Here is a 15,273-nt window from a genome sequence, read left to right on the forward strand (position 1 = left end):
ATGGCCGAAAACAAGGAGGCCAAGATGGACTTGCGGCTGAGACCCAACAAGGGAAAACGCCCGCAATTGGGCAAACGGGTGTATGTAGATCCCTGCGCGACCTAGTGGGAGATATCCAGCTGGCCAGCGATGTTCGGATGAAATGAACAGACAATTCACCATTTCGCCAGGTTCAGGAACAACTCTTACTTCCTATATAGAAGAAGTTGAATAATGAGTTGAGGCAGTTGAGGCAGTTGAGGCAGTTGAGGCAGTTGAGGCAGTTGAGGCAGTTGAGGCAGTTGAGGCAGTTGAGGCAGTTGAGGCAATATCAGAATGGATTAAAAGAAAAGCCGGGACAAGCCCGGCTTTTTCTTTATCACTCAGCAGCTGCTTCAGCAGCGGCCGGGCGGTCTACCAGCTCAATATAAGCCATAGGGGCGTTGTCGCCTGCACGGAAACCGCATTTCAGAATGCGAGTATAACCGCCGGCGCGCTCCAGGTAGCGCGGGCCCAGTTCATTGAACAGCTTAGCCACGATCGCGTTATCGCGAGTACGGGCAAATGCCAGGCGACGATTAGCAACGCTATCAGTCTTGGCAAGGGTGATCAGCGGTTCAACTACACGACGCAGCTCTTTTGCCTTAGGCAGAGTCGTCTTGATGATCTCATGACGAACCAGGGAGCTGGCCATGTTGCGGAACATTGCCTGACGATGGCTGCTGTTCCGGTTCAGTTGACGACCACTCAAACGATGGCGCATGACCTTATCCTTCTAACTAAATCTGTGAAACCCGTAATCTGGATTACTCGTCAGCGATGCTGGCGGGCGGCCAGTTCTCAAGGCGCATGCCAAGAGACAGACCACGGGAGGCCAACACGTCCTTGATCTCAGTCAGGGACTTCTTACCGAGGTTAGGAGTCTTAAGCAACTCAACTTCGGTACGCTGTACCAGATCACCAATATAGTGGATAGCTTCTGCCTTCAGACAGTTCGCAGAACGAACTGTCAGCTCCAAATCATCGACAGGACGTAGCAGAATCGGATCAAACTCGGGTTTCTCTTCTTTCTTCTCGGGCACGCTGACATCGCGCAGATCCACGAAGGCTTCCAGTTGCTCGGCCAAGATAGTGGCAGAACGACGGATGGCTTCTTCAGGATCCAGGGTACCATTGGTCTCCATGTCGATGACCAGCTTGTCCAAGTCGGTACGCTGTTCCACACGTGCTGCCTCAACATTGTAGGCAATACGAACGATGGGGCTGAACGCGGAGTCCAGCAGCAGGCGACCAATAGGACGCTCTTCGTCATCGTTGTGAACACGAGCAGAAGCAGGCACATAACCACGACCGCGCTGAACTTTCAGGCGCATGCTGATTTCAGCATTGGCACCAGTCAGATGGCAGATTACGTGCTCCGGGTTTACGATCTCGACTTCATCACCGTGAGTGATATCACCAGCGGTAACGGGGCCTGTTCCAGACTTGGTCAGGGACAGAGTTACCTCGTCCTTGCCTTCCAGCTTCACAGCGATACCTTTCAGGTTGAGCAGGATTTCAAGAATGTCTTCCTGTACACCTTCTTTGCTGCTGTACTCATGCAGTACCCCGTCAATTTCGACTTCAGTAACTGCACAACCGGGCATAGATGACAGCAAAATACGACGCAGGGCATTGCCCAGCGTGTGACCAAAGCCACGCTCGAGTGGCTCAAGAGTCACTTTCGCATGAGTCGGGCTAACTTGCTCGATGTCAACTAGCCGCGGTTTAAGAAAATCTGTTACAGAACCCAGCATTGTGTCCTCTCTTTAGAAGCTAGCTTTACTTGGAGTAAAGCTCGACGATCAGCTGTTCGTTAATGTCGGCAGACAGGTCGGAACGCTCTGGCAGACGCTTGAAAGCACCTTCCATTTTAGCGGCGTCAACCTCTACCCAAGTCGGCTTCTCACGCTGACCAGCAACTTCCAGGGAAGCTTTGATACGCGCTTGCTTCTTAGCCTTCTCACGAACGCAGATCACGTCCTCAGGGGAAACCTGGAAAGAAGGAATGTTCACAACGCGACCGTTTACCATGATGGCCTTGTGGCTCACCAGCTGACGAGATTCAGCACGAGTAGCGCCGAAGCCCATACGGTAAACAACGTTGTCCAAACGACCTTCCAGCAGCTGCAACAGGTTTTCACCGGTGTTACCCTTTTGACGGGCAGCGTCGCGGTAGTAGTTGCGGAACTGTTTTTCCAATACGCCGTAGATACGACGAACTTTTTGTTTCTCGCGCAGCTGAACACCGTAGTCGGACAGACGCGCTTTACGCGCACCGTGCTGACCTGGGGCGGTGTCAATCTTGCACTTAGAATCAATCGCACGAACACCTGACTTCAGGAAGAGGTCGGTGCCCTCACGACGGCTAAGCTTAAGCTTAGGACCGATATATCTTGCCATCTTCTTTCTCCAACAATCCTAGACCAAGTAGCTACAGCGTTATACGCGGCGCTTCTTGGGAGGACGACAACCGTTGTGCGGGATCGGAGTCACATCAGTAATGTTAGTGATGCGGAAACCAGCCGCGTTCAGGGCGCGGATGGAAGACTCACGACCGGGACCCGGACCTTTGACCATGACTTCCAGGTTCTTGACGCCATATTCTTTGGCCATCTCACCAGCGCGCTCGGCAGCTACCTGAGCAGCGAACGGGGTGGACTTACGAGAACCACGGAAACCGGAACCACCAGAAGTAGCCCAAGACAGAGCATTGCCCTGACGGTCAGTAATGGTCACGATTGTGTTGTTGAAAGATGCATGAACGTGCGCAATACCGTCGCTCACTTGCTTTTTAACGCGCTTGCGAGCACGAGTCGGAGTTTTAGCCATTTTCTACCTTCCCGTTACTTCTTGATAGCCTTGCGCGGACCCTTACGGGTACGAGCGTTGGTCTTGGTACGTTGACCACGAACAGGCAGGCTACGACGGTGACGCAAACCACGGTAGCAACCCAGATCCATCAATCGCTTGATGTTCATGGAAATCTGACGACGCAGGTCACCTTCAACGGTGAATTTACCTACTTGTTCACGCAGACTCTCGATCTGAGCTTCGTCCAGGTCTTTAATTTTCACATTCTCAGCGATACCGGCTGCGGCACAGATGGCCTTGGAGCGGGTACGACCGACGCCATAAATCGCAGTCAAAGCGATGACTGCATGCTTATGGTCAGGAATGTTAATGCCAGCGATACGGGCCACTATTCACTCCTACATATAGTAGATTACGACCACCACAAAGCCCGTGAGCGGATACGTGGCGGTCAACCAATACACAACAAAAGTTGGCTGGCTATATTAGCCAGCACAACTATTTGTTGCAAGTACTAACCGTAAAAAATTAGCCTTGGCGCTGTTTATGCTTTGGCTCGCTGCAAATCACACGCACCACACCGTGACGCTTGATGATTTTGCAGTTACGGCAGATTGCCTTAACGGAAGCACGAACTTTCATTGCTTAACTCCGTAACTACGCCGACCTTTAGCGGCCGTAGCCCTTCAGGTTGGCCTTCCTCAGGACGTCGCCATATTGATGAGACATCATATGGGTTTGTACCTGAGCCATGAAGTCCATGATAACTACCACGATAATCAGCAGCGAAGTGCCACCGAAGTAGAACTGTACGTTCCAGGCAGTCATCAAGAACTGGGGTACCAGACAGATAAAGGTTATATAGAGCGCACCTGCCAATGTCAGGCGAGTCATAACCTTATCGATGTAACGTGCTGTCTGCTCGCCCGGGCGAATCCCCGGGATAAAGGCTCCACTCTTCTTCAGATTATCTGCTGTCTCGCGGGGGTTGAACACCAGCGCGGTATAGAAGAAGCAGAAGAAGATAATGGCTGCTGCATACAGCATCTCGTAAAGCGGTTGACCAGGCTGCAAGACCATAGAGACCTGTTGCAGGATATCAGCTACTTTACCCTCACCCTGACCAAACCAGGAGGTAATGGTCCCCGGGAAGAGGATGATACTGGATGCGAAAATCGCAGGAATCACACCAGCCATATTCACTTTCAACGGCAGGTGTGTGCTTTGCGCGGCAAATACCTGGCGGCCTTGTTGACGCTTGGCATAGTTAACGACAATACGACGCTGACCACGCTCCACGAACACCACAAAGTAAGTCACTGCGAAAACAATCAAGCCCAGCAACAACAACAGCAGGATGTGCAATTCCCCTTGACGTGCCTGTTCGGCCGTAGCGCCAATGGCATGCGGCAGACCAGCAACGATACCTGTGAAAATAATCAACGAGATACCATTACCAATCCCACGCTCGGTAATCTGTTCACCCAACCACATCAAAAACATGGTACCGGTGACCAGACTCACAACCGCTGTGAAATAGAAGCCTAGACCCGGATTAGTCACGAGTCCATGCATCATATTCGGCAGACCGGTTGCAATACCAATGGCCTGGAAAGTTCCCAAAACCAGCGTGCCCCAACGGGTATATTGGCTAATCTTGCGACGGCCGGATTCACCTTCTTTCTTGAGTTCAGCAAGAGCGGGGTGAACCACTGTCAGCAGCTGGATAATGATCGACGCCGAAATGTACGGCATGATCCCCAACGCAAGAATAGAAGCACGCGAGAGTGCACCACCACTGAACATGTTGAACATCTCAATGATGGTGCCCTTCTGTTGCTGGAACAACTCGGCCAGTACGGCGGCGTCAATACCAGGAATCGGCACATAAGAGCCTGCACGGAAAACGATAATCGCCCCGAGAACGAAGAGCAGACGGCTCTTCAGTTCACTCAGACCACCCTGTGCTTTAACATCCAATCCTGGTTTCTTAGCCATTGTACTGATTATTCCTCGATTTTACCGCCAGCGGCCTCGATGGCTGCACGTGCACCTTTGGTGACGGACAGACCACGAACGGTCACAGCACGGTCAATGTTGCCTGACAGAACAACTTTAGCGAACACGATGTTCTTAGTAACAACACCGGCTTGCTTCAGAGTGCTCAGGTCGACCACATCACCTTCTACCAGGGCGATTTCGTTCAGACGCACTTCGGCAGAAACCAAAGATTTGCGAGAGAAGAAACCGAACTTCGGCAGACGGATTTTCAAAGGCATCTGGCCGCCTTCGAAACCGTTGCGAACTTTGCCGCCACCGGAACGAGAGGTTTGGCCTTTAACACCACGACCACCAGTCTTGCCTAAGCCGGAGCCGATACCACGACCACGACGTTGTTTTTCAGGCTTGGAACCAGCGGCCGGAGACAGAGTGTTCAGACGCATGCTTAGCCCTCCACCTTAACCATGTAATAAACCTGGTTGATCATGCCGCGTACGCAAGGAGTATCTTCCAGCTCAACGGTGTGACCAATGCGACGCAGACCCAGACCACGCAGAGTCGCCTTGTGCTTTGGCAGACGGCCGATAGAGCTGCGAGTTTGAGTTACTTTTACAGTGTTAGCCATGTCGCATTACCCCAGAATTTCTTCAACGCGCAGACCACGCTTGGCAGCGATCTGTTCCGGTGATTGACCGTGAACCAGAGCGTCTACAGTAGCGCGAACAACGTTGATTGGGTTGGTGGAACCGTAGGTCTTGGCCAGCACGTTGTGGATACCGGCAACTTCCAGAACAGCACGCATAGCGCCGCCTGCAATGATACCAGTACCTTGGGAGGCCGGCTTCATGAACACGGTGGAGCCAGAGTGAACACCACGCACCGGGTGGTGCAGAGTGCCGTTGTTCAGCTCAACCTTGTTCAGGTTACGCTTAGCCTGTTCCATTGCTTTTTGAATAGCAGCCGGAACTTCACGGGCTTTACCGTAACCGTAACCTACACGGCCGTTACCATCACCCACCACGGTCAACGCGGTGAAGGACATGATACGACCACCTTTAACAGTTTTCGAAACACGGTTTACTGCAATGAGCTTTTCTTGCAGTTCGCCGGCTTGAGATTCGACTTTAGCCATCTTCGACTCCTAGCTTAGAACTGAAGACCAGCGTCACGTGCGGCAGCTGCCAGGGCAGCGATGCGACCGTGATACTTGAAACCGGAACGATCGAAAGATACGTTCTGAACGCCTTTGGCAATAGCACGCTCAGCGATAGCTTTACCTACAGCGGTAGCAGCATCTGCGTTACCGGTGTATTTCAGAGCTTCACTGATGGCTTTCTCTACTGTGGAAGCAGAGGCCAGAACTTCGGAACCGTTGGCTGCAATAACCTGCGCATAGATATGACGCGGGGTACGGTGAACAACCAGACGGGTAGCTCCCAGTTCCTGCATCTTTTTCCGAGCACGAGTAGCACGACGGAGACGAGCTGCTTTCTTGTCCATAGTGTTACCTTACTTCTTCTTAGCTTCTTTAGTACGCACTTGCTCGTTGGCATAGCGTACACCCTTGCCCTTGTAGGGCTCCGGAGCGCGGTAAGCACGGATATCGGCGGCGACTTGGCCAACCAGCTGCTTGTCGACGCCACGCAGAACGATTTCTGTAGCAGTCGGGCACTCAGCGGTCACACCAGCCGGCAGCGCATGCTCTACCGGGTGAGAGAAGCCCAGAGCCAGCGCAACAGCATTGCCCTTGATGGAGGCTTTATAACCTACACCAACCAGCTGCAGCTTGCGCTCGAAGCCTTGGGTAACACCGATTACCATGTTGTTGACCAATGCACGGGCAGTACCGGCCTGAGCGTCAGCACCAGCGATGCTGCCGCGCGGGGCGAACTTCAGTACATTGTCTTCTTTGGTCACTTCTACACCGGCGTGAATAGAGCGAACCAGAGAACCTTTACCACCTTTGATGGTCAGTTCCTGGCCGTTCAGAGTCACCTCTACGCCAGCAGGAATAGTGACGGGTGCCTTAGCAACACGAGACATTTCCTACCTCCTATTAAGCGACGTAGCAGATGATCTCACCGCCCATGCTTGCTTTGCGAGCAGCACGGTCAGTCATCACACCTTTAGACGTGGACACGATAGCAACACCGAGACCGCCCATAACTTTCGGCAGATCAGTAGTGCGCTTGTAAATACGCAGGCCTGGACGGCTTACGCGTTGGATCAGTTCTACAACTGGCTTGCCCTGGAAATATTTCAGTTCAATTTCCAGTTCCGGCTTCACGTCACCAGCTACGGAGTAGCCAGCGATGTAACCTTCTTCTTTCAGCACTTTGGCGATAGCCACTTTCAGCTTGGAAGAAGGCATGGAAACCGCAACTTTGCTCGCCGCCTGACCGTTACGGATGCGGGTCAGCATATCCGCGATCGGATCTTGCATGCTCATAAGTCTAACTCCCGAGATTCGTTACCAAGAAGCCTTCTTCAGGCCCGGAATTTCGCCCTTCATGGCATGCTCACGCACCTTGATGCGAGACAGGCCAAACTTGCGCAGGAAACCGTGCGGACGACCAGTAATATTGCAACGGTTACGCTGGCGGGACGGACTGGAATCACGGGGCAGCTGTTGCAGTTGCAGTACAGCATCCCAACGCGCTTCTTCAGAAGCGTTCATGTCAACGATGATAGCTTTCAGCTCGGCACGCTTGGTCGCGTACTTGGCTACCAGCTTGGCACGCTTTGCTTCGCGCGCTTTCATGGATGTTTTAGCCATAACCCTAACCTTACTTGCGGAATGGGAAGTTAAAGGCAGCCAGCAGAGCACGGCCTTCTTCATCGGTATTCGCGGAAGTGGTGATGGTGATATCCAGACCACGGACGCGATCGACTTTGTCATAGTCGATTTCCGGGAAGATGATCTGCTCACGCACGCCCATGGAGTAGTTACCACGACCGTCGAACGCTTTAGCGTTCAGGCCACGGAAGTCACGGATACGCGGTACGGAGATACAGATCAGCCGTTCCAGGAACTCCCACATACGCTCGCCACGCAGGGTTACTTTACAACCTATCGGGTAGCCTTCACGAATCTTGAAGCCCGCAACAGATTTGCGAGCTTTGGTGATCAGCGGCTTCTGACCGGAAATGGCAGCCATATCGGCAGCAGCATTTTCCAGCAACTTCTTGTCAGAGATCGCTTCACCAACACCCATGTTCAGGGTGATTTTCTCGATCCGAGGGACTTGCATGATAGTCTTGTAACCGAACTGCTTGGACAGTTCATTTACTACATCGGATTTGTAGTAATCATGCAGTTTCGCCATCGTTAAACTCCAATTACTTCACAAGTTCGCCGGTGGATTTGAAGAAACGGACTTTTTTGCCGTCTTCAATCCGGAAACCAACGCGGTCAGCTTTGCCAGTGGCAGAGTTGAACAGCGCTACGTTTGATACATCGATGGGGGCTTCTTTGGTGACGATACCGCCAGCCTGACCCAGTGCGGGTACCGGCTTCTGGTGTTTCTTCACCTGGTTGATGCCTTCCACGATTACCTTACCTTTTGCAATCAGGACTTGAGTGACTTTGCCACGCTTGCCCTTGTCTTTGCCGGTAAGAACAATCACTTCGTCTTCGCGACGGATTTTAGCTGCCATCGTTCGACTCCTTACAGTACTTCGGGTGCCAGGGACACAATCTTCATGAACTTCTCATTACGCAGTTCACGGGTCACCGGGCCAAAAATACGAGTACCGATTGGCTGTTGGTTGTTGTTAAGCAACACAGCCGCATTGTTGTCGAAACGGATGACAGAGCCGTCCGGACGACGAACGCCTTTACGGGTGCGTACGACCACCGCGTTATACACATCACCTTTCTTCACTTTACCGCGAGGAATGGCTTCCTTGATGGAAACCTTGATGATGTCGCCGATGCCGGCGTAACGGCGGTGCGAGCCACCCAGAACCTTAATACACATTACACTGCGAGCGCCGGAGTTGTCGGCAACACCCAGCATACTTTGCATCTGGATCATCTTAGTGCTCCGCTTTGTTTACTTCTTATCCCTAATGGGATCTGGCTGCCTTCAAAAGGCGCGAAACTATAACACAGGATTTTCAGAAAAGGTAGCCTAAAAAACAAACGGCCCCTGAAAGGGGCCGCTTGGACTACAAAGTACCGATTAGGCCTTTTCTACAACGGCAACCAGGGTCCAGGACTTGGTCTTGGACAGCGGGCGGCATTCGCGGATTTCCACGAGGTCACCAGCTTTGCACTCGTTGTTTTCGTCATGCACGTGCAGCTTGGTAGTGCGCTTGATGATCTTACCGTAGATCGGGTGCTTTACCTTGCGCTCGATAGCAACAGTGATGGACTTGTCCATCTTGTCGCTGATTACACGACCTTGCAGAGTACGGATCTTGTCAGTCATTACGCACCTGCCTTCTCAGTCAGTACAGTCTTGATACGTGCGACGTCACGACGCACTTGTTTCAGAGTGTGAGTCTGAGCCAGCTGGCCGGTGGACGCTTGCATGCGCATGTTGAATTGCTCACGCAGCAGGCCCAGCAGCTCCTGGTTCAGTTCTTCGACGCTCTTTTGACGCAGATCTTGGGCTTTCATCACATCACCGTCTTAATTACGAAAGTGGTCTGAACAGACAGCTTAGCTGCGGCCAGGGCAAACGCTTCACGCGCCAGAGCCTCAGGTACACCGTCCATCTCGTACAGAACCTTGCCAGGCTGGATCGGGCAAACCCAGTATTCCACGTTACCCTTACCTTTACCCATACGAACTTCGAGGGGCTTTTCGGTGATAGGCTTGTCCGGGAACACACGGATCCAGATCTTACCTTGACGCTTAACGTGACGGGTCATGGCACGACGGGCTGCTTCGATTTGACGAGCAGTCAGTTGACCACGGGATGTCGCCTTCAGGCCAAAGGTACCGAAGGATACTTCGTTACCAGAGGTGGCCAGACCGCGGTTACGACCCTTGTGGGTCTTGCGGAATTTAGTACGCTTAGGTTGCAACATTTACCGAATCTCCTTACTTAGCAGCGCGGCGCTTGTTGTCACGCTTGGGCTTTGCAGGAGCTTGCTCTTGAGCAGCGGCAGCGTTAACAGCAGCCAGACCGCCCAGAACTTCGCCCTTGAAGATCCAAACTTTAACGCCGATCACACCGTAAGTGGTGTGGGCTTCAGAAGTTGCGTAGTCGATGTCGGCACGCAGGGTGTGCAACGGCACACGACCTTCACGGTACCATTCGGTACGCGCGATTTCAGCGCCGCCCAGACGACCGGAAACTTCCACTTTGATGCCCTTGGCACCCAGGCGCATTGCGTTCTGTACGGCGCGCTTCATAGCACGACGGAACATTACACGACGCTCCAGCTGGGAAGTGATGCTGTCGGCAACGAGTTTGCCATCCAGCTCCGGCTTGCGGACTTCGGAAATGTTGATCTGAGCAGGCACGCCAGCAATAGTGGCTACAGCTTTGCGCAGCTTCTCAACGTCTTCGCCTTTCTTACCGATTACAACACCCGGACGAGCGGTGTGAATGGTCACACGGATGCTCTTGGCCGGACGCTCAATGGTGATCTTGGACAAGGACGCGTTTTTCAGTTCCTTGGTCAGGAACTGGCGTACTTGAAAATCGCTGTACAGGTTGTCAGCGAAGTCTTTGGTGTTCGCGAACCAGGTAGAATTCCAAGGCTTGGTAATACCCAGGCGAATGCCATTAGGATGTACTTTCTGACCCATTGCTTATCTCCCAGCCTTAGCGTCGGATACCACTACAGTGATGTGAGCGGTACGCTTGAGGATACGATCCGCACGACCTTTGGCACGCGGACGGATGCGCTTCATGGAGGGACCTTCGTCGACCATGATAGTAGCAACACGCAGCGCGTCGATATCGGCGCCTTCGTTGTGCTCAGCGTTTGCAATGGCAGATTCCAGCACTTTCTTAACCAGCACAGCAGCCTTTTTCGGGCTGAAGGTCAGGATATTCAGAGCCTTGTCTACGGACAGACCACGTACTTGATCGGCTACCAGACGAGCTTTCTGGGCAGAAGTACGGGCATAACGGTGTTTAGCGATAGCTTCCATCATTTATCCCTTAGCGCTTCTTAGCCTTCTTATCAGCAGCATGGCCGCGATAAGTACGAGTCGGTGCGAATTCACCCAGTTTGTGACCGATCATTTCTTCGGTAACGAAAACCGGAACGTGCTGACGACCATTATGGACAGCGATGGTCAAACCGATCATGTTCGGGATGATCATTGAACGACGGGACCAGGTTTTAACCGGCTTTTTATCCCCGCTTTCCACCGCTTTCTCTACCTTCTTCAGCAAGTGCAGGTCAATAAATGGACCCTTCTTGAGAGAACGTGGCATGGTGATTCCTCTATGTTAACAATTACTTGTTACGACGACGTACGATGTACTTGTCGGTACGCTTGTTCTTACGGGTCTTGAAGCCTTTAGCCTTCTGGCCCCATGGGGACACAGGCTGCATGCCCTTGTTACGACCCTCACCACCACCGTGCGGGTGGTCAACCGGGTTCATCGCCATACCGCGAACGGTCGGACGAATACCACGCCAGCGGTTTGCACCGGCTTTACCCAGTTGACGCAACATGTGCTCGGAGTTACCGACTTCACCGATGGTAGCGCGGCACTCGGCCAGAACTTTACGTACTTCGCCGGAACGCAGACGCAGAGTTACATAGTTACCTTCACGAGCCAGAATCTGGATGAAAGTACCAGCGGAACGAGCCAGCTGTGCACCTTTACCAGGCTTCATCTCTACAGCGTGAACGGTAGAACCAACCGGGATGTTGCGCATCGGCAGGGCGTTACCTACCTTGATGGCTGCATCAGCACCAGAAGCGATCGCGTCACCAGCTTTCAGGCCTTTCGGAGCCAGGATGTAACGACGCTCACCGTCTGCATACAACACCAGAGCGATGTTAGCGGTACGGTTCGGATCGTATTCCAGGCGCTCTACTTTAGCCGGGATACCGTCTTTGTCGCGCTTGAAGTCGACGATACGGTAGTGCTGCTTGTGACCACCACCGATATGACGGGTAGTGATACGGCCGTTGTTGTTACGACCACCGGACTTGCTTTTGCTGTCCAGCAGAGCGGCGAAGGGCTTGCCCTTGTACAGCTCTTGATTGACGATCTTGACGACGTGGCGGCGGCCCGGAGAAGTAGGCTTGCACTTAACGATTGCCATTTTTGAGAACTCCTCTTACTCGGCTGCGCCCATGAAGTCGATGTCCTGACCAGCTTTCAGGGTCACATAAGCCTTTTTCCAATCGGAACGACGGCCTACGCGTGCACCTGCGCGCTTGGTCTTACCCTTCATGTTCAGGGTACGGACGGTCTCAACTTCGACCTCGAACAGTTTCGCAACTGCAGCTTTGACTTCCGCCTTGGTAGCATCAACAGCAACTTTGAACACGATAGTGTTCTGCTTTTCTGCAACCATGGTGCTCTTTTCAGAGATGTGCGGAGCCTTCAGAACTTTCAGCAGACGCTCTTCACGGATCATGCCAGCATCTCCTCGATTTGCTTAACTGCGTCAGCAGTCATCAGAACCTTGTCGAAAGCGATCAGGCTGACCGGGTCGATACCGGCAACGTCACGCACGTCAACTTTGTACAGGTTGCGAGCAGCCAGGAACAGGTTCTCATCGACTTCAGCAGTCACGATCAGAACGTCAGTCAGTTCCATTTCTTTCAGCTTGGCGATCAGTTCTTTGGTCTTCGGAGCTTCGATGCCGAACTTCTCAACAACGATCAGGCGCTCTTGACGTACCAGCTCGGACAGAATGCTACGGATAGCGCCGCGGTACATCTTCTTGTTTACTTTCTGGCTGTGATCTTGCGGCTTAGCAGCAAAAGTCACACCACCGGAACGCCAGATGGGCGAACGGATGGAGCCAGCACGGGCACGACCAGTACCCTTCTGACGCCACGGCTTTTTGCCGCCACCAGACACTTCAGAGCGAGTCAGCTGCGCACGAGTACCCTGACGGGCACCAGCGGCATATGCAACGACGACCTGGTGAACCAGAGCTTCGTTGAATTCGCGCCCGAAGGTAGTCTCGGAAACTTCAAGAGCGCTCTTGGCGTCTTTCATTACCAATTCCATTACTATCTCCTCAGACGTTACGCTTTGACGGCAGGTTTGACGATCACGTTGCCGTTGGTTGCACCCGGTACTGCACCTTTGATGAGCAGCAGGTTGCGTTCAGCGTCAACACGAACCAGTTCCAGGTTCTGAGTCGTTACACGCTCAGCACCCATGTGACCAGCCATCTTTTTGCCCTTGAATACACGACCCGGAGTCTGGTTCTGACCGATAGAACCCGGAACGCGGTGAGACAAGGAGTTACCGTGGGTCATATCCTGGGTGCGGAAGTTGTGGCGCTTAACAGTACCAGCAAAGCCCTTACCTTTGGATGTGCCGGTAACGTCTACCAGCTTAACGTCAGCGAGAAGATCTACTTTCAGCTCGCTACCAACAGTGAAAGTTTCACCGTTGTTCAGGCGGAATTCCCACAGACCGCGACCGGCTTCTACACCAGCTTTGGCGAAGTGGCCAGCTTCCGGCTTGGTCACACGGCTGGCTTTCTTGGCGCCAGTGGTAACCTGAATAGCGTTGTAGCCGTCGGTTTCTACAGATTTGACCTGAGTTACACGGTTAGCTTCAACTTCGATAACAGTCACCGGGATAGAAACGCCATCTTCAGTGAAGATGCGAGTCATACCCACTTTGCGACCTACAAGACCGATTGTCATTGTTATCAACCTCTTTCCGTAATTAACCCAGGCTGATCTGGACGTCTACACCAGCTGCCAGATCCAGACGCATCAGGGCGTCTACGGTCTTGTCAGTCGGCTCAACGATGTCTACCAGACGCTTGTGAGTGCGGATCTCGTACTGATCACGCGCATCTTTGTTGACGTGCGGGGAGATCAGGACGGTGAAGCGCTCTTTGCGAGTCGGCAGCGGAATAGGACCGCGAACCTGCGCGCCAGTGCGCTTAGCAGTTTCAACGATTTCCGCAGTGGATTGATCAATCAGGCGATGATCAAAAGCCTTCAGGCGGATACGGATTCTTTGGTTCTGCATTGACAGAGCTCCAATAGATAAAAGAACATAAATCAACACCGCCCGACCGAGATTTCTCCCGCCAGAGGTGTGATTTTTCACGTTTCCCCCCATATCGGGAGGACTGTATGGCTGGCTCCTGTAAACAGGAAACTCAGCAGCAGACATATCGTCTGGCTTACCTCATGGGTAAGCGGAGGGGATTATACGGATTTTTCAAATTTGCGCAAGGGAGAGCGAACAGATTATGCGCAGTTTTATGTGACAGATGGATCTCGCTTGCGGCAACGCACTCTGTGCCAACACCCAGGTAACGACAATGTTACAAGCAGACTGGTAGACTGTGCGCTTACCTCTGTCAGTGGAACGACATCCCATGCTCAAAGATCAAAAGAAAGCCTATCAGTATGGCCTTTGCGCCGTTGCCCTCTGGTCGACGGTCGCCACAGCCTTCAAGATCTCCCTCGCCTATTTCGAACCTGTGCAACTGTTGCTTGTGGCCGCCTTCACCTCGACTCTCACGCTGACAGCCGTCGTCGCCAAACAGGGCAAACTGCCGCTGCTGGGGAGCTACATCAAGGCCCGCCCTTTCTACTATCTGACTCTGGGCGTGCTGAATCCCTTTCTCTATTACCTGTTGCTGTTCAAAGCCTATGATCTGCTGCCTGCCCAGCAGGCACAGACCCTCAACTACACCTGGGCCATTACCCTCAGTCTGCTGGCCGTCCCCTTCCTCGGCCAGAAGCTGCGTCGGCGTGATGGCGTCGCCATCGTGCTGGGGTATTTTGGCGCACTGGTGATCGCCACCAGAGGCGATGTATTCGGCCTGCAGTTCGACAGCCCCCTCGGCGTGACGCTGGCGCTGGTCTCGACCCTCATCTGGGCCAGCTACTGGATCCTCAACACCCGCAATCAGGGGGATCCCATTGTCAGCCTGTTGCTCGGCTTTATGATCAGCCTGCCTTTTATCGTCGTTGCAACCTGGTTGCTCTCCGATTTTGCCATGACCGCCTGGCAGGGATGGGCTGGTGCCATCTATGTGGGACTGTTCGAAATGGGCTTCGGTTTCGTGCTCTGGCTGATGGCGCTGCGCCATGCCACCAACACGGCCCCCATCAGCAACCTCATCTTTATCTCGCCGTTTGCCTCACTGGTGCTGCTCAACCTGTTGATCGGCGAAGCCATCCATCCAGCCACCCCAATCGGGTTGGCGCTCATCGTTGCCGCCCTGTTGATCCAGCAGCTCAAGTACGGCAAACGCTATCGAGCATCAGTCGAAACCAAGAGCTGACCATGCAGAAGGGCGTATCCA

The 15,273-nt window shown here is 53.1% G+C and carries 29 protein-coding genes and 1 pseudogene; 2 read left to right on the forward strand and 28 right to left on the reverse strand.

Annotated features, from left to right (window positions below; translation table 11 throughout):
- Positions 1-131, forward strand: a pseudogene (locus tag ACTG2J_RS20140) (gamma carbonic anhydrase family protein); the annotation flags it as partial.
- 227 nt (positions 132-358) lie between these two features.
- On the opposite strand, the gene rplQ reads toward ACTG2J_RS20140, so the two are convergent.
- The 28 genes from rplQ to rpsJ all read right to left on the reverse strand — a co-directional run bounded on the left by rplQ (position 359) and on the right by rpsJ (position 13,982).
- On the reverse strand, positions 359-742 hold the full coding sequence (gene rplQ / locus ACTG2J_RS20145; RefSeq protein ID WP_005307999.1) for a 50S ribosomal protein L17: 384 nt from the start codon (positions 740-742) through the stop codon (positions 359-361).
- Between the two features lie 43 nt (positions 743-785).
- Positions 786-1,775 (reverse strand): DNA-directed RNA polymerase subunit alpha, encoded by a 990-nt coding sequence (locus ACTG2J_RS20150; protein WP_005307997.1) that lies wholly within the window; start codon positions 1,773-1,775, stop codon positions 786-788.
- A 25-nt stretch (positions 1,776-1,800) separates the two neighbouring features.
- Entirely contained in the window at positions 1,801-2,421 is a 621-nt protein-coding gene (rpsD, locus tag ACTG2J_RS20155; RefSeq protein ID WP_005340600.1) for a 30S ribosomal protein S4, read from the reverse strand.
- 39 nt (positions 2,422-2,460) lie between these two features.
- Positions 2,461-2,850 (reverse strand): 30S ribosomal protein S11, encoded by a 390-nt coding sequence (gene rpsK / locus ACTG2J_RS20160; protein WP_005307993.1) that lies wholly within the window; start codon positions 2,848-2,850, stop codon positions 2,461-2,463.
- A 14-nt stretch (positions 2,851-2,864) separates the two neighbouring features.
- Positions 2,865-3,221 (reverse strand): 30S ribosomal protein S13, encoded by a 357-nt coding sequence (rpsM, locus tag ACTG2J_RS20165; protein ID WP_005307991.1) that lies wholly within the window; start codon positions 3,219-3,221, stop codon positions 2,865-2,867.
- A 139-nt stretch (positions 3,222-3,360) separates the two neighbouring features.
- The gene (rpmJ, locus tag ACTG2J_RS20170) at positions 3,361-3,474 is read right to left on the reverse strand and encodes a 50S ribosomal protein L36 (RefSeq protein WP_005319705.1); all 114 of its coding nucleotides are present in this window, start codon (positions 3,472-3,474) and stop codon (positions 3,361-3,363) included.
- Positions 3,475-3,501: 27 nt separating this feature from the next.
- Complete coding sequence (gene secY / locus ACTG2J_RS20175; RefSeq protein WP_005340602.1) at positions 3,502-4,830, reverse strand: preprotein translocase subunit SecY; 1,329 nt, start codon at positions 4,828-4,830, stop codon at positions 3,502-3,504.
- An 8-nt stretch (positions 4,831-4,838) separates the two neighbouring features.
- The gene (gene rplO / locus ACTG2J_RS20180; RefSeq protein ID WP_005340604.1) at positions 4,839-5,276 is read right to left on the reverse strand and encodes a 50S ribosomal protein L15; all 438 of its coding nucleotides are present in this window, start codon (positions 5,274-5,276) and stop codon (positions 4,839-4,841) included.
- Between the two features lie 2 nt (positions 5,277-5,278).
- A complete protein-coding gene (gene rpmD, locus ACTG2J_RS20185; RefSeq protein ID WP_005307985.1) occupies positions 5,279-5,458 on the reverse strand; it encodes a 50S ribosomal protein L30 in 180 nt (59 codons plus the stop codon).
- 6 nt (positions 5,459-5,464) lie between these two features.
- Complete coding sequence (gene rpsE, locus ACTG2J_RS20190; RefSeq protein WP_005340605.1) at positions 5,465-5,965, reverse strand: 30S ribosomal protein S5; 501 nt, start codon at positions 5,963-5,965, stop codon at positions 5,465-5,467.
- 14 nt (positions 5,966-5,979) lie between these two features.
- Positions 5,980-6,333: a 50S ribosomal protein L18 gene (gene rplR, locus ACTG2J_RS20195; protein ID WP_005340606.1), complete on the reverse strand. Its 354-nt coding sequence runs from the start codon at positions 6,331-6,333 to the stop codon at positions 5,980-5,982.
- A 9-nt stretch (positions 6,334-6,342) separates the two neighbouring features.
- The gene (gene rplF, locus ACTG2J_RS20200) at positions 6,343-6,876 is read right to left on the reverse strand and encodes a 50S ribosomal protein L6 (protein ID WP_005340607.1); all 534 of its coding nucleotides are present in this window, start codon (positions 6,874-6,876) and stop codon (positions 6,343-6,345) included.
- A 13-nt stretch (positions 6,877-6,889) separates the two neighbouring features.
- Entirely contained in the window at positions 6,890-7,282 is a 393-nt protein-coding gene (gene rpsH, locus ACTG2J_RS20205; RefSeq protein WP_005307980.1) for a 30S ribosomal protein S8, read from the reverse strand.
- 21 nt (positions 7,283-7,303) lie between these two features.
- The gene (gene rpsN / locus ACTG2J_RS20210; protein ID WP_005340609.1) at positions 7,304-7,609 is read right to left on the reverse strand and encodes a 30S ribosomal protein S14; all 306 of its coding nucleotides are present in this window, start codon (positions 7,607-7,609) and stop codon (positions 7,304-7,306) included.
- Between the two features lie 10 nt (positions 7,610-7,619).
- Positions 7,620-8,159 carry a 50S ribosomal protein L5 gene (rplE, locus tag ACTG2J_RS20215; protein WP_005331162.1) on the reverse strand — a complete coding sequence of 180 codons (540 nt, stop codon included), beginning with the start codon at positions 8,157-8,159 and terminating at the stop codon, positions 7,620-7,622.
- Between the two features lie 13 nt (positions 8,160-8,172).
- Positions 8,173-8,490: a 50S ribosomal protein L24 gene (gene rplX, locus ACTG2J_RS20220; protein WP_005307977.1), complete on the reverse strand. Its 318-nt coding sequence runs from the start codon at positions 8,488-8,490 to the stop codon at positions 8,173-8,175.
- A gap of 11 nt (positions 8,491-8,501) precedes the next feature.
- Complete coding sequence (gene rplN, locus ACTG2J_RS20225) at positions 8,502-8,870, reverse strand: 50S ribosomal protein L14 (RefSeq protein ID WP_005307975.1); 369 nt, start codon at positions 8,868-8,870, stop codon at positions 8,502-8,504.
- A gap of 147 nt (positions 8,871-9,017) precedes the next feature.
- On the reverse strand, positions 9,018-9,266 hold the full coding sequence (gene rpsQ / locus ACTG2J_RS20230) for a 30S ribosomal protein S17 (RefSeq protein ID WP_005307966.1): 249 nt from the start codon (positions 9,264-9,266) through the stop codon (positions 9,018-9,020).
- Entirely contained in the window at positions 9,266-9,457 is a 192-nt protein-coding gene (gene rpmC / locus ACTG2J_RS20235; RefSeq protein WP_005307965.1) for a 50S ribosomal protein L29, read from the reverse strand. Before rpmC ends, rpsQ begins: the two co-directional genes overlap by 1 nt.
- Positions 9,457-9,870: a 50S ribosomal protein L16 gene (rplP, locus tag ACTG2J_RS20240; protein WP_005340612.1), complete on the reverse strand. Its 414-nt coding sequence runs from the start codon at positions 9,868-9,870 to the stop codon at positions 9,457-9,459. The genes rpmC and rplP overlap by 1 nt, the downstream gene beginning before the upstream one ends.
- A gap of 13 nt (positions 9,871-9,883) precedes the next feature.
- Positions 9,884-10,597, reverse strand: coding sequence for a 30S ribosomal protein S3 (gene rpsC / locus ACTG2J_RS20245; protein WP_005307962.1), 714 nt, complete (start codon positions 10,595-10,597; stop codon positions 9,884-9,886).
- A gap of 3 nt (positions 10,598-10,600) precedes the next feature.
- Positions 10,601-10,945 (reverse strand): 50S ribosomal protein L22, encoded by a 345-nt coding sequence (gene rplV, locus ACTG2J_RS20250; RefSeq protein WP_005319741.1) that lies wholly within the window; start codon positions 10,943-10,945, stop codon positions 10,601-10,603.
- A 10-nt stretch (positions 10,946-10,955) separates the two neighbouring features.
- On the reverse strand, positions 10,956-11,234 hold the full coding sequence (rpsS, locus tag ACTG2J_RS20255) for a 30S ribosomal protein S19 (RefSeq protein ID WP_005307960.1): 279 nt from the start codon (positions 11,232-11,234) through the stop codon (positions 10,956-10,958).
- Between the two features lie 22 nt (positions 11,235-11,256).
- Positions 11,257-12,078 carry a 50S ribosomal protein L2 gene (rplB, locus tag ACTG2J_RS20260; protein ID WP_005340614.1) on the reverse strand — a complete coding sequence of 274 codons (822 nt, stop codon included), beginning with the start codon at positions 12,076-12,078 and terminating at the stop codon, positions 11,257-11,259.
- Between the two features lie 15 nt (positions 12,079-12,093).
- Positions 12,094-12,396, reverse strand: coding sequence for a 50S ribosomal protein L23 (rplW, locus tag ACTG2J_RS20265; protein ID WP_005307955.1), 303 nt, complete (start codon positions 12,394-12,396; stop codon positions 12,094-12,096).
- Entirely contained in the window at positions 12,393-12,998 is a 606-nt protein-coding gene (gene rplD, locus ACTG2J_RS20270) for a 50S ribosomal protein L4 (protein ID WP_005340616.1), read from the reverse strand. The genes rplW and rplD overlap by 4 nt, the downstream gene beginning before the upstream one ends.
- 17 nt (positions 12,999-13,015) lie before the next feature.
- Positions 13,016-13,648 (reverse strand): 50S ribosomal protein L3, encoded by a 633-nt coding sequence (gene rplC / locus ACTG2J_RS20275; RefSeq protein ID WP_005340620.1) that lies wholly within the window; start codon positions 13,646-13,648, stop codon positions 13,016-13,018.
- Between the two features lie 22 nt (positions 13,649-13,670).
- Positions 13,671-13,982 (reverse strand): 30S ribosomal protein S10, encoded by a 312-nt coding sequence (gene rpsJ / locus ACTG2J_RS20280; protein ID WP_005307944.1) that lies wholly within the window; start codon positions 13,980-13,982, stop codon positions 13,671-13,673.
- Positions 13,983-14,337: 355 nt separating this feature from the next.
- Here rpsJ and ACTG2J_RS20285 point away from each other — a divergent pair, with 355 nt between their 5' ends.
- A complete protein-coding gene (locus tag ACTG2J_RS20285) occupies positions 14,338-15,252 on the forward strand; it encodes a DMT family transporter (protein WP_005355344.1) in 915 nt (304 codons plus the stop codon).
- Positions 15,253-15,273: the final 21 nt, after the last annotated feature.

The organism is Aeromonas sp. 6P, from assembly GCF_051919525.1.
GTDB classification, from domain to species: Bacteria; Pseudomonadota; Gammaproteobacteria; order Enterobacterales; family Aeromonadaceae; genus Aeromonas; species Aeromonas veronii.

Coding starts and splice junctions, on each gene's coding strand:
- rplQ (WP_005307999.1), bottom strand. CDS start 742: ATGCGCCATCGTTTGAGTGGTCGTCAACTGAACCGGAACAGCAGCCAT.
- ACTG2J_RS20150 (WP_005307997.1), bottom strand. CDS start 1,775: ATGCTGGGTTCTGTAACAGATTTTCTTAAACCGCGGCTAGTTGACATC.
- rpsD (WP_005340600.1), bottom strand. CDS start 2,421: ATGGCAAGATATATCGGTCCTAAGCTTAAGCTTAGCCGTCGTGAGGGC.
- rpsK (WP_005307993.1), bottom strand. CDS start 2,850: ATGGCTAAAACTCCGACTCGTGCTCGCAAGCGCGTTAAAAAGCAAGTG.
- rpmJ (WP_005319705.1), bottom strand. CDS start 3,474: ATGAAAGTTCGTGCTTCCGTTAAGGCAATCTGCCGTAACTGCAAAATC.
- secY (WP_005340602.1), bottom strand. CDS start 4,830: ATGGCTAAGAAACCAGGATTGGATGTTAAAGCACAGGGTGGTCTGAGT.
- rplO (WP_005340604.1), bottom strand. CDS start 5,276: ATGCGTCTGAACACTCTGTCTCCGGCCGCTGGTTCCAAGCCTGAAAAA.
- rpmD (WP_005307985.1), bottom strand. CDS start 5,458: ATGGCTAACACTGTAAAAGTAACTCAAACTCGCAGCTCTATCGGCCGT.
- rpsE (WP_005340605.1), bottom strand. CDS start 5,965: ATGGCTAAAGTCGAATCTCAAGCCGGCGAACTGCAAGAAAAGCTCATT.
- rplR (WP_005340606.1), bottom strand. CDS start 6,333: ATGGACAAGAAAGCAGCTCGTCTCCGTCGTGCTACTCGTGCTCGGAAA.
- rplF (WP_005340607.1), bottom strand. CDS start 6,876: ATGTCTCGTGTTGCTAAGGCACCCGTCACTATTCCTGCTGGCGTAGAG.
- rpsH (WP_005307980.1), bottom strand. CDS start 7,282: ATGAGCATGCAAGATCCGATCGCGGATATGCTGACCCGCATCCGTAAC.
- rpsN (WP_005340609.1), bottom strand. CDS start 7,609: ATGGCTAAAACATCCATGAAAGCGCGCGAAGCAAAGCGTGCCAAGCTG.
- rplE (WP_005331162.1), bottom strand. CDS start 8,159: ATGGCGAAACTGCATGATTACTACAAATCCGATGTAGTAAATGAACTG.
- rplX (WP_005307977.1), bottom strand. CDS start 8,490: ATGGCAGCTAAAATCCGTCGCGAAGACGAAGTGATTGTTCTTACCGGC.
- rplN (WP_005307975.1), bottom strand. CDS start 8,870: ATGATCCAGATGCAAAGTATGCTGGGTGTTGCCGACAACTCCGGCGCT.
- rpsQ (WP_005307966.1), bottom strand. CDS start 9,266: ATGACTGACAAGATCCGTACTCTGCAAGGTCGTGTAATCAGCGACAAG.
- rpmC (WP_005307965.1), bottom strand. CDS start 9,457: ATGAAAGCCCAAGATCTGCGTCAAAAGAGCGTCGAAGAACTGAACCAG.
- rplP (WP_005340612.1), bottom strand. CDS start 9,870: ATGTTGCAACCTAAGCGTACTAAATTCCGCAAGACCCACAAGGGTCGT.
- rpsC (WP_005307962.1), bottom strand. CDS start 10,597: ATGGGTCAGAAAGTACATCCTAATGGCATTCGCCTGGGTATTACCAAG.
- rplV (WP_005319741.1), bottom strand. CDS start 10,945: ATGGAAGCTATCGCTAAACACCGTTATGCCCGTACTTCTGCCCAGAAA.
- rpsS (WP_005307960.1), bottom strand. CDS start 11,234: ATGCCACGTTCTCTCAAGAAGGGTCCATTTATTGACCTGCACTTGCTG.
- rplB (WP_005340614.1), bottom strand. CDS start 12,078: ATGGCAATCGTTAAGTGCAAGCCTACTTCTCCGGGCCGCCGCCACGTC.
- rplW (WP_005307955.1), bottom strand. CDS start 12,396: ATGATCCGTGAAGAGCGTCTGCTGAAAGTTCTGAAGGCTCCGCACATC.
- rplD (WP_005340616.1), bottom strand. CDS start 12,998: ATGGAATTGGTAATGAAAGACGCCAAGAGCGCTCTTGAAGTTTCCGAG.
- rplC (WP_005340620.1), bottom strand. CDS start 13,648: ATGACAATCGGTCTTGTAGGTCGCAAAGTGGGTATGACTCGCATCTTC.
- rpsJ (WP_005307944.1), bottom strand. CDS start 13,982: ATGCAGAACCAAAGAATCCGTATCCGCCTGAAGGCTTTTGATCATCGC.
- ACTG2J_RS20285 (WP_005355344.1), top strand. CDS start 14,338: ATGCTCAAAGATCAAAAGAAAGCCTATCAGTATGGCCTTTGCGCCGTT.